Here is a 10,759-nt window from a genome sequence, read left to right on the forward strand (position 1 = left end):
TCGGGCCCCGGTCCCCGGTCGGGTCCTGGTTCCGGCCCGGAGACCGATCCGGGCGGGAGTCCGGACTCCGGGGCCGTGCCCCAGGCCTCCGCGGCCACCTCCCACTGGGCGACGAGCCGTACCGGGTCGGTGTCGCAGGCCCTGGCCAGGGCCTCGACCGCCCCGAGGGGGGGCAGTGCCTTTCCGTTGAGGTAGCGGTCCCAGGAGGATCGGCTGTACGCGGTTCTGTCGGCCAGCGCCGCGAGCCCGAGTCCGCTGTGATCCTTGAGTCTTCGTAGGTGTACGACGAACTGCCGGACCTGCGGGTCGAGCGAGTCGGGCAGTTTCTTCCATCGAGACATGTTCCACCCCACGTCTTGAAGTCCCTCACAGAAAGATGTCGCACTTTCCCGTTCCAGTTCCCTCCCGTGACAGGGACCGGAGGAGTGACCGAACCGTTTCAGCCGTTCCGGCCCGTCCCGGCGTCCCGCCGAAGCCGCGCCTCTTCCGGAGTCCTCGCAGGTCGGCGGCAGGGACGTCCCGAGCACGCCCAAGTCGAGCGGCCGCCCTGGCGCGGGGGGCGGACCGGCGGGCAGTGTCTGTGGTGCACAACGGGCGGCGTGGTCCACCCCGCGCCGCCCCACCGGACGGCGCCTCGTCCTCGCCGGGGGAGGGGACGAGGCGTCGCGGGGCGGCAGCCGGTACGGAGCACGTCGGTCGTGGTCGTACGTGGAGGGGGGAACCCGGCCGGCAGCCGCCCCGGAGGTCTCCGGGAGACCCGGGCGAGGAGCGGGTCTCCCGGCGGTCGCCGGGGCGGGCCTCGTGTCACCTCCGCCAGAACAGGTGGTGCGCGACACCGCTCGTGCTGTGCGCGACCTCCAGATGGAACCGGTCGAGCAGTTCGTCGGGCGACTCCCAGAGGCGGAGGCCGGAGCCGAGCTCCACCGGGGAGACCGCCACGTGCAGGGTGTCGACGAGATCGGCGTCGAGGAACTGCCGGACGGTGGTGACCCCGCCGCCGAGCCGGACGTCCTTGCCCTGAGCTGCCTCCCGGGCCCGTTCGAGGACCGTGACCGGATCGCCGTCGACGAAGTGGAACGTGGTGTCGGAGAGCGTGATCGAGGGGCGCTCGTGGTGGGTCATGACGAACACCGGGGTGTGGAACGGGGGTTCGTCGCCCCACCAGCCGCGCCAGTCATGGTCCTGCCAGGGACCGCGCTGGGGGCCGAACTTGTTGCGGCCCATGATCTCGGCGCCGATGTTGCGCGCGAAGTCCCGTGTGAAGTAGTCGTCGAGGCCGCGGCTGCCTCCGGGGTCGGTGCGCATGGGCCAGCTCGCCGTGGCGCCGGCCCAGGCGAACAGCCGCCCGGGGTCGACGTGGCCGAACGGGTTCTCAAGACTCTGGTGCTCGCCGGCACCGATCCCCTCACTCGAGACGCTGAAGTTCATGACTCTCAGCAGCTGATCCATGTGTCTCCTCGTCAGGTCCTGTCGCTCCTCGTGCGGCGGGATGCCCCACGTCAGGACGTCGAACGGGACATGGCCGGATCGACAGCGGCTCATGACTTCTTCCGGTGCCCACCGGTGCGGTGCTGCAGTGTTCCGGCATTGCGGCGCCGCGGCGCTGTGTACAGATGTTCGAATTATGCCCTCGCGCTTCCCGCCGGCGAACTACGATTCGGCTCCGAACCTCCGGCGTCCTTGGGGAAAACGCATGAGTGATGTGAGCACCGGTATTGGCAAGGTGGTCGTGAACAGGGCGATGTCGCTGGACGGTTTCATCGCCGGTCCCGGTCACGCGATGGACTGGATCGCCGAGCACCTGACCGCGGACACGTTCCCGGAGGTCATGGCCGCCACGGGTGCCATGCTCATCGGCCGCGGCACGTACGAGGTCGCCAAGCGCATGTCCGCCCAGGGCACCGCCTACGACGGGGGAGCACAGTTCGTCCTCACCCACGAGCCTCCCGGCGAGCCGGACCCTGGCGTCACGTTCCTCAGCTGCGATCTCGAGGAGGCCGTCGCCACGGCACGCAGCGCCGCGGGCGGCGGGAACCTGGAGATCCTCGGTGCCGATGTGGCCGCCCAGTGCCTGCGGCGCGGGCTCGTCGACGAGATCCTGGTGTACGTCGTGCCGGTGCTGCTGGGCGACGGTGTCCGCTTCTCGCCCCCGGGCCTCGGCAGGATCGACCTGGAACCGTTCGGCACCACCCGGTCGGGCGCCGTCACGATGCTCCGCTTCCGCGTGCGGAAGCAGGCGCGGCCCTCCAGCGGTTGACCTCCGCCTCCGCACACCGCGGACACCCCGGTGTCCGGGCCCGGGCGGCAGGGGCTGAGTCCCGTGACGACGGCGTCGTCGTCACGGGACTCAGCCCCTGCCGCCCCGTCGTGTCAGCCCACCGGTGTCGCCGGCGGTGCCGGTGCACCGGCACCGCCCGACTCCTCGGCGAGGCGCTCCATGCCGCTGGTGTCCTTGAGCGGCTTCTCCTTGATGAACAGCACGGCGACCAGCGCCAGCAGGGCGAACGGGGTGGCGACGAGGAAGAGGTCACCCGTGGCGACGCCGTAGGCGTGCTCCACGATCTCCCGCATCGGCGCCGGCAGCTTCGTCATGTCCGGAACGCTGTGGGCACCGCCCCCGGTGGCGCCGGCCGAGGCACCGGCGTCCTGCAGGCCCTTGGTCATCTCGCTGGCGACGCGGTTCGCGAGAATCGCGCCGAGCACACTGGTTCCGATGGTGCCGCCCATGCTGCGGAAGAAGGACAGCACCGAGGTGGCGGCGCCGAGTTCGGCGGCGGGGACGTCGTTCTGGGCGGCGAGGACGAGGTTCTGCATCAGCAGGCCGACGCCGATCCCCATGACCGCCATGTAGATGCTCAGCAGGCCGAAGTGCGTGCCGGCGTCGATGGTGGACAGCAGGGCGAGGCCCGCGGTCATGCACACGCCGCCGATCACGAGGTAGATCTTCCAGCGGCCCGTGGCGCTGATGATCTGCCCCGCGAGGGTGGAGGACACCAGCAGACCCAGGATCATGGGCAGGCTCATCAGACCCGCGGCCGTCGGGGACTTGCCGAGGGAGACCTGGAAGTACTGCGAGAGGAAGACGGTGCCGCCGAACATGGCCACACCGACGAACAGGCTGGCCAGCGTGGTCAGCGACACGGTGCGGTTGCGGAAGATGCCCAGCGGGATGATGGGTTCCGCGACCCGTGACTCGACGACGAGTGCGGCGACCAGCGCCACCACTCCCCCGCCGGTCAGGGCCGCGGTCTGCCAGGAGACCCAGTCGAACTCGTTGCCGGCCAGCGACACCCAGATGAGCAGCGCGCAGACGCCCGCGACGATCAGGAAGGCGCCGAGGAAGTCGATCTTCGCTTCGCGGCGGACGGCGGGCAGCCGCAGGGTGCGCTGCAGCAGCACGATCGCCAGCAGCGCGAACGGTACGCCGATGAAGAAGCACCAGCGCCAGCCCAGCCAGGAGGTGTCGACCAGGACGCCGCCGATGAGCGGGCCGGCCACGGTGCCCACGGCGAAGACCGCGCCGAAGATGCCCGCGTACTTGCCCAGTCGGCGGGGCGGGATGATGGCGGCCATCACGACCTGGGCCAGGGCGGTGAGCCCGCCCGCGCCGATGCCCTGGGCGACCCGGCTGAAGATCAGCAGTCCCACGTCGTGCGAGAAGCCCGCGAGCAGCGAGCCGACCACGAACATGCCGAGGGAGAGCTGGAGCAGCAGCTTCTGGTCGTAGAGGTCGGCGAGCTTGCCCCACAGCGGCACGGTCGCCGTCATGGCCAGCAGTTCGGCGGTGACGACCCAGGTGTAGGAGGACTGGCTCGCCCCCAGGTCGGCGATGATCCGCGGCAGCGCGTTGGCCACCACGGTCCCGGCGAGGATGGCCACGAACATGCCGGCCATCAGTCCGGACATGGCCTGCAGTATCTGCCGGTGGGACATGGCAGTCGGGGACGCCTCTTCCGGCGCCGCTGGTGAAGTCACTTCATCTCTTTCGAAGGTCGAACGGGGCCACCCCGCACGGCGGAAGGACGGTGGGGTGCCCTGAGCCAAAGGGTCCGGTCAGCGTCGACCGGACGTGGTCGGCGCCGGCGGTTGCGGGAGCCCGGCAGCCAGCTGCTCGAAGACCTCGCGGAACACGTCGGCGAAATCGGCTTCGTCCTGGTGGACGCACCAGTGCTCCACCGCGATACGGCCGGCGGTGGCGCCGACCGCTGCCAGCAGCCGCGGGTACAGGTCGAGCGCGCGTCGTCGCTCGTCCTGCGACGCGCCGGCCGGGCCGTCGTCGGCGCCCGGGGACGTACCGGCGCCGATCCGCTCGGCGACCGCTTCGGCCAGGCCGGTCTCGTCCGCCAAGTGGGCGCCGAGACTGCGTGCGAGAAGTTCCGGGGCCTTGCCCAGCACCTCGACGTACAGGCGCCACAAGTCGGTCTGCTGTTCGACCTCCTGCAACTCCCCCGCCATGGCGTCACGCAGCGCCTCGAGCGGCGACAGTTCACGTGGCGCGTCCAGCAGGGCCCGCCGCACCCGGGCGCTCGACTCCGCGCCGATCAGCACGAACACCTCGTCGCGGGAGTCGAAGTAGTTGAAGAAGGTGCGCGCGGAGACCCCCGCCGCGGCGCTGATCGCGTCGACGGTGACGTTCTCCAGTCCGTGCTCGGCGGCCAGCCGCACCGCCGACTCGACGAGTGAGGCACGCGTGGCCCGCTTCTTGCGCTCACGCCAGCCGTCTTCCGCGGTGTTCTTCTCGCTCACGCATTGCATACTACGCAAAAATGCAGTCTCTGCAATAATCCTTCTCCGGGTCGCGTGGGACCCGCCCCGTGCGACGTGCGGCCGCCCTGTCTCAGGGCTGCCGTCCTCCGGTGGCGAGTCGGCGTTTGTCGGGTTTTCCCGCGGGGGTGAGCGGTACCTCCCCGATGAGGGTCAGGCGGGTCGGTGCGCTGGCCTCCTCCAGGTTCGCCCCGACCAGGGCGCGCAGCTCGCCCAGGTCCGGGACGTGTCCGGCGGTGGGCACCACGAAGGCGTGGACGGCCTCGCCGGTGTCGTCGTCGGGGACGGCGACGACGTACGCCTCGGCCACCGAGGGATGGGTGGCGAGCAGCCGCTCGACGGGACCGGCGTAGTGGACGTTGGCATTGACGATGATCACGTCGCGGGTCCGTCCCGTGAGCCACAACCGGCCCTCGCCGTCGAGGCGGCCGAGGTCGCGGGTGCGCACCCAGCCGTCGACGTACACCTCGGGTGGCCCGCTCACCGTCCGGGTGCACCAGCCGGTGGAACGCGGTCGGCGCGACGAGGACCGGCGCCGCCCGCCGGGCGCCCGGCAGGTCGACGGCGGTGTCCCGCGTCCCGCCGCCGCGCAGGACCCGCGGCAGCAGCAGGTACCGGTCGAAGGCCCGCTCGTTGTCGGCCAGGACACGTTCCTCGCCCGCCCCGCCCGCCACGTAGTCGTAGCCGACGGGATCCAGCGTCCTGCGGGCCGCGTCGTGCAGCGCGCGCAGCGTCACGGTGTCACCGGGGCGGCGGAGGCGAGGCGGTCGGCGAGGAACGCGCGCAGCGGGGCACGGTGGAACTCCTCACTGTCCCATTCGTTCTCCAGGTTCTCCGTGACGTGGTGCTCGCCGGCGGGTTCACCGGCCCGGTACCAGCGGACGACCGGATGCAGATAGCGGCTGTCGAGGCCCGCCACGTCCTGCTGCGGCTTGCGCCCGGCGGTCACGTCGAAGGGATCCACCCGGTCGTGGTCCGCGCCGTACTCCAGGGTGATCACCGCGTGCGCGGCCACCTCGCCGAAGTCCCCGGCTCGCACGGCCTGCGCCACGTGCCGGACGGGGACCTCCTCCGCGTGGCGCAGGGTGCCGTCGGGGGCGACGAGCAGCAGGTCGCCGAGGACGGCGAACTGCTGCCACAGCGCGGAGGACCGGTTGACCCGGGTGATCACGGCGTCGACGGCCCGCTCCACGGTGTCGCCCAGTTCCGTCACCGGCCAGGTCTCGCCGTAGTGGCGCACGCGCAGCGCGCGGTGCAGGGCGCGGACCGAGTAGCGGAACCCGTGGATGAATCCGGTCGTGGACTTCTTGAAGTCGGGGCCCTGCATCAGCGTCCCGGCGAAGTACAGGCCGGGGACGTTGACCGACTCGCTGAGAGGGGTGAGGGCGGGGAAGCGGCCGTCGACGATCAGGTCCGGCGCACAGGTGTCGTCGAAGATCGAGGTGTCGAACCGGAAACCGGCCGCGACGATCACCCGGTCGTAGCGGAGGTCCTTGACGACCTCGTCGGCCCGCTCGAAGGACACCGGTACGCGCAGGCCGTCCGCCTCCCGGCGGATGTCCAGCACCCGGCCGTCCAGGAGCGCGTTCTGCGACTTGAGCTGGTAGCTGTCGAGTTCACCAGCGACGGCGGGCGCACGGGGGTCGACGGCGGTCACGGGTACGCGGGAGTCGACGAGGTCGTCTCCCGGCGGTCGGGCAATGCGACAAAAATCCAGTACGCGATGCTCACCGCATGACTTCCGGCAATAGGGATGCCTTTACCGAAAGGCTCACAGCCCGTGCCCGTAACTCCTCATAAGAACTGCCCACACGTCGGGTTCTGAAAATTCGAGTACAGTCGACGCTCAGTCTTGTGCGATTTCGGGGTTGTGAAGGATTCGGCCGTCAATGGAATTCACTTCTCGCGCCCCCTCAGCACTTCTTCAAGCCCTCCCAGGAGGCGTTGCGCTAATCGGCTTGTAGCACTTGGCTGGAAGTAGCGCAGATCCTTGCTCGGCGTTCCCTCCGGGAATTCGTGCAAGGGCAACGTATATGCGCCTGTCGGTTACGGCATTCCCGAGGACGAAGGAGAACGATCATGACGTACGAGCGTCCCACCCTCTCCAAGGCGGGCGGTTTCCGCAAGGTCACCGGTCTCAAGAACACCGGGCCCAAGGACATCCTCGGAGGCAAGCAACTTCTCTGACGCAGGCTGCCGGCACCCGCCGGGCAGGTGCGTCGTGGGCAGACCACCGGGCGGGCCCGGTCTCGCGGGTGGTGGCTTCCGGCCACCACCCGCTCCACTGTCCGAGCAACCGACCGAAGGCCGAGCTACATGGACCGGTTCCCGTCACTGCAGGCCGTATCCGCCTGGTTCGTCGTTCTTCCCGACACCGACGCGGCAGCCCTCCTTGCCGCCGAAGCCCTCCACCACGCGTCACAGAATCTGTGTCATGCCTCGGGACGGCCTTGGCTCGTGGGTCGTTGGGGGCCGCAGGCCATGGTCGTGGGGGAGCACGAGGACGCCCGTGTGGCGGTGATCGGCGAGCATGCCGTCACCGCACGGGATGCCGAACGGGCAGCCGCGGCGGTGACGCGCGCCCGCTCCCTGGAGGCGCTGGACCATGCCGCCGACTGGGCCGGCAGCTTCCACCTGATCGCCGGCTGCGGCGGCCGGGTCCGGGTGCAGGGCACCGTGGTCGAGCTGCGGCGCGTCTTCCACACCGGGACGGCACGGCCCGGTTCGCAGGAGGTGGTCGTGGCCTGCGACCGGGCCGATGTCCTCGCCGAACTGACCGGTGCCGCACTCGACGAGCGCCGCATCGCCCTGGAGCTGCTCAGCACGGGGGCGCCGTACCCCTGGGCGGGCGCCCCCGTGTGGCGGGGGCTGCACGCGCTGCCGGGCGGCCACCACCTGACCCTGTTCCCCGACGGGCGCGCCCGCACCGCACGCTGGTGGTCGCCGCCGGATCCCGTCGTTCCGCTGGCCGAGGGCGCCGCGCGGCTGCGGGAAGCGCTCGTCGAAGCGGTGGGAGTGCGTACGGGCGGCCGGGACCTGGTGACCTCGGACCTGGGCGGCGTGGACTCCACAGCGGTGCACTGCACCGCGGTGCGCGGGGACGCCGAAGTGGTCGCCTACACAGCCGCCCTGCACGACGAGGCCGGCGACGACGTGTGCTTCGCCCGGCGCACCGTCCAGGCCCTGGGCGGCATGGAACACCACGTCGTACCGGCCGGCGACATCGCCATGACCTTCGACGGGATCGACACGCTCGACGACGTCCTCGACACCCCCAGCATCCTCACCGTCGACCGCAACCGCCGGATGGGGATCGTGGAGCTGGCCGCGGCCCGCGGTTCCCGTCTGCACCTCACGGGTCTGGGCGGTGACGAACTTCTGGCCGGCACACCCGCCCGGCTGCACTCGCTGGTGCTCTCCCACCCCCTCGTCGCCCTGCGGTCGGTCCGGGGGTACGCGGCCAAATACCAGTGGAACCGGCGGGCGGTGCTGCGTCAGCTGGCGGACCGGCGCCCCTACCGCGCCTGGATCGAGCGGGTGGCCCTGGACCTGACGGAACCCCCCGTCGCGGCCGGGGAACCGCTGCTCGACTGGGCGGTGCCGCCCCGGATGCCGCCCTGGGCCACGGCGGAGGCCGTCGCGGCGGCCCGCGAGCTCCTGCGCGACGGCCGGAACGCCGTCGAACCCCGCGGCAGGGGGCACGGCGAGCACCGCGAGCTGGTCGCGATGGACGGCATCTCGCAGTGGGCCCGGCACATCGGGCAGATGGCCGCCCCGCTCGGCATCACCGTCTCCGCCCCCTACTACGACACCCGCGTCATCGAGGCGGCCCTGGCCGTCCGGCCGCAGGAGCGGATCACTCCCTGGCGGTACAAGCCCCTCGTCGTCGAGGCCATGCGCGGCATCGTGCCGGAGGCGGTCCGCTCCCGCGCCACCAAGGCCAACGCCACGTTCGAGGAGGAGGCCGGGGTGCGGGAGCACCGCCCGGCCCTGCTGGCGCTGTGCGAGGACTCCCGGCTGGCCCGGCTGGGCCTGGTCGACGAAGGTGTCCTGCGCGCCTGGTGCCGCCGTGCCCTGTCGGCGGAGTCGGAAAGCTACCTGCTGCATTCCACGATCGCCTGCGAGGTGTGGCTGCGCTCGCGGGAGAGGACCCCCCTGCCGGCCGACGGCGGACGGCGGACGTGAGAAGACGTGAGAAGAGGTGGAACGATGCCCACGCTGAAGCACGATGTCCTGCTGACCGAGACCGAGTACGGGCTGGCGCTCCTGGACCAGGACAGCGCCGAGTACTGGACGCTCAACCCGACGGCCGCGGTCGTCCTGCGCAACCTGCTGGACGGAGGGGACGTCGAGCGGGCCGTCGAGCTCCTGACCGCCCGCTACGAGGACGTGGACACGGACGCGGCGGCGGAGGACGTCAGGCGCATCATCGGCGAGCTGCGCGACGCAGGGCTCGTCCTCCCCGGCCCGTGAGGGGCCCGGGCTCCTCGGCCACCGGCCTGCGGGCCCCGGCCCGGGACACCACCGGGTGTCCGCGGCCGGCCCGTCCCTCCACTTCGATGAGGCACCCATGACGACCCCGGAAGCGATGCCCTACGACCCGCGGTCCATCCCGGTCGCCCGCCGTCTCCTGGCGCGGACGGCCGTGGCCTGCGCCCACCTGCTGGCGACGCAGCCGCCCCAGCGCATCCGTACCGTCCTGAGCCGGGTGCGCGGCGGTGCCAGACCCGCCACCCTCGCCGAGACGGCCTCGGCGAGGCAGGCGGTGCTCGCCGTGAGCCTGGCCGCCGGAGGGCACAAGGGCTGCCTGCCCCGGTCCCTGGCCACCGTACTGCTGTGCCGTTGTTACGGTTCCTGGCCCACTTGGTGCGTAGGGGTGCGCAGCCGGCCGCCGTTCGCCGCGCACGCCTGGGTCGAGGCCGAGGGCGTCCTCGTCGGCGAAGACGTGTCGGCCGACTACTTCCAGCGCTTCTTCACCGTGAAGTGAGCGGATGACCACCGCTCCTGCCCGCCCGGGCCACCGGGCACTCGTGGGGTACCTGCTCCCGCAGCGTGCCCGTATCGCCATCGGTGTCGTGGTCGGTCTGGCGGGCAGCGTGCTGGGCCTGGCCCAGCCGCTGGCGGCCAAGCGCGTGATGGACGACATGGGCCAGGGCCGGCCGACGGCCGGTACGGTCCTCGTCCTCAGCCTGCTGGTGGTCGCCGGAGCCGTCCTGGTGGGGCTGGGCCACTATCTGCTCCAGTGCTCGGCCGAGTCCGTCGTCTGTGCCGCCCGCCGCCGGCTGACCGACCGCATCCTGCGGCTCCGCGTGCCCGTGGTGGAGGACACCGAACCCGGCGACCTGATCTCCCGGGTGACCTCCGACACGACGCTGCTGCGCCAGAGCGCCCCACAAGCGGTGTCCGCGGCGGTCACCGGCACCCTGGTCACCGTGGCGACGGTGGTGCTGATGGGGCTGCTCGACGCCGTGCTGCTGTGCGTCACCCTGGCGGTCGTCGCCTTCGTCGGTGTCCTCGTCGCCCTGGTGGCCCCCCGGATCGGCCGGGCCACCCGCGGCACCCAGGAAGCGGTGGGACGCATCGGAGTCGCCCTGGAGCGGGCGTTGGGTGCCTTCCGTACCCTCAAGGCATCGGGGGCCGAGCGCCAGGAGGCCGGGACACTGCACCGGGCGGCCGAGGACGCACGGCGCACCGCGGTGCGCGCCGCCCGGTGGGAAGCGGTGTCGGCGACGGTCTCGGCAGTCGTCGTCCAGGTCAGCTTTCTCGTGGTGCTCGGGGTGGGGGGCGCACGCGTCGCCTCCGGTGCCATCGGTGTCTCCACCCTCGTCGCCTTCCTGCTCTACCTCTTCGCCCTCGCCCCCCGGATCGGGCAACTGGTTGAGGGCGTGGGCCAGTTGCAGGTCGCGTCAGCGGCCGCGGCCCGGATCGAGCAGGTGGAGGACCTCGACGTGGAACACGTCGAGCACGTCGAGCACGTCGAGCACGTCGAGCACGT

General features: G+C 71.5%; 11 protein-coding genes and 2 pseudogenes. 6 read left to right on the forward strand and 7 right to left on the reverse strand.

Annotated elements, in window-relative coordinates:
- The coding region (locus tag HO151_RS00425; protein ID WP_173894150.1) for a helix-turn-helix transcriptional regulator at positions 1-341 on the reverse strand (341 nt) is incomplete at its 3' end.
- A 463-nt stretch (positions 342-804) separates the two neighbouring features.
- The gene (locus HO151_RS00430; RefSeq protein WP_173894151.1) at positions 805-1,449 is read right to left on the reverse strand and encodes a dihydrofolate reductase family protein; all 645 of its coding nucleotides are present in this window, start codon (positions 1,447-1,449) and stop codon (positions 805-807) included.
- A gap of 244 nt (positions 1,450-1,693) precedes the next feature.
- Here HO151_RS00430 and HO151_RS00435 point away from each other — a divergent pair, with 244 nt between their 5' ends.
- On the forward strand, positions 1,694-2,257 hold the full coding sequence (locus HO151_RS00435; RefSeq protein WP_173894152.1) for a dihydrofolate reductase family protein: 564 nt from the start codon (positions 1,694-1,696) through the stop codon (positions 2,255-2,257).
- A 113-nt stretch (positions 2,258-2,370) separates the two neighbouring features.
- Here the strand turns inward: HO151_RS00435 and HO151_RS00440 are convergent, their stop codons facing one another.
- The 5 genes and pseudogenes from HO151_RS00440 to HO151_RS00460 all read right to left on the reverse strand — a co-directional run bounded on the left by HO151_RS00440 (position 2,371) and on the right by HO151_RS00460 (position 6,421).
- Positions 2,371-3,933: an MDR family MFS transporter gene (locus HO151_RS00440; protein WP_173894153.1), complete on the reverse strand. Its 1,563-nt coding sequence runs from the start codon at positions 3,931-3,933 to the stop codon at positions 2,371-2,373.
- A gap of 120 nt (positions 3,934-4,053) precedes the next feature.
- Positions 4,054-4,755, reverse strand: coding sequence for a TetR family transcriptional regulator (locus HO151_RS00445; RefSeq protein WP_173894154.1), 702 nt, complete (start codon positions 4,753-4,755; stop codon positions 4,054-4,056).
- Between the two features lie 82 nt (positions 4,756-4,837).
- Positions 4,838-5,233, reverse strand: a pseudogene (locus tag HO151_RS00450) (long-chain fatty acid--CoA ligase); the annotation flags it as partial.
- A gap of 55 nt (positions 5,234-5,288) precedes the next feature.
- Positions 5,289-5,501 (reverse strand): annotated as a pseudogene (locus tag HO151_RS00455) (alpha-hydroxy-acid oxidizing protein); the annotation flags it as partial.
- On the reverse strand, positions 5,498-6,421 hold the full coding sequence (locus tag HO151_RS00460; protein ID WP_254594604.1) for an NAD(P)-binding domain-containing protein: 924 nt from the start codon (positions 6,419-6,421) through the stop codon (positions 5,498-5,500). The gene HO151_RS00460 and the pseudogene HO151_RS00455, both read right to left, overlap by 4 nt.
- A 422-nt stretch (positions 6,422-6,843) precedes the next feature.
- On the opposite strand from HO151_RS00460, the gene HO151_RS00465 reads away from it, so the two are divergent.
- The 5 genes from HO151_RS00465 to HO151_RS00485 form a co-directional block, all read left to right on the forward strand.
- Positions 6,844-6,951, forward strand: a complete 108-nt coding sequence (locus HO151_RS00465; RefSeq protein WP_173894155.1) for a keywimysin-related RiPP — start codon at positions 6,844-6,846, stop codon at positions 6,949-6,951.
- A 129-nt stretch (positions 6,952-7,080) separates the two neighbouring features.
- Complete coding sequence (locus tag HO151_RS00470; RefSeq protein WP_173894156.1) at positions 7,081-8,949, forward strand: lasso peptide isopeptide bond-forming cyclase; 1,869 nt, start codon at positions 7,081-7,083, stop codon at positions 8,947-8,949.
- A 24-nt stretch (positions 8,950-8,973) separates the two neighbouring features.
- Entirely contained in the window at positions 8,974-9,237 is a 264-nt protein-coding gene (locus HO151_RS00475) for a lasso peptide biosynthesis PqqD family chaperone (RefSeq protein WP_173894157.1), read from the forward strand.
- 97 nt (positions 9,238-9,334) lie between these two features.
- Entirely contained in the window at positions 9,335-9,751 is a 417-nt protein-coding gene (locus HO151_RS00480; RefSeq protein WP_173894158.1) for a lasso peptide biosynthesis B2 protein, read from the forward strand.
- Positions 9,752-9,755: 4 nt separating this feature from the next.
- Positions 9,756-10,759, forward strand: a 1,004-nt coding sequence (locus tag HO151_RS00485) for an ABC transporter ATP-binding protein (protein WP_173894159.1), incomplete at its 3' end; no start/stop codon positions are given.

The sequence above is a fragment of the Streptomyces sp. 8P21H-1 genome, assembly GCF_013302945.1.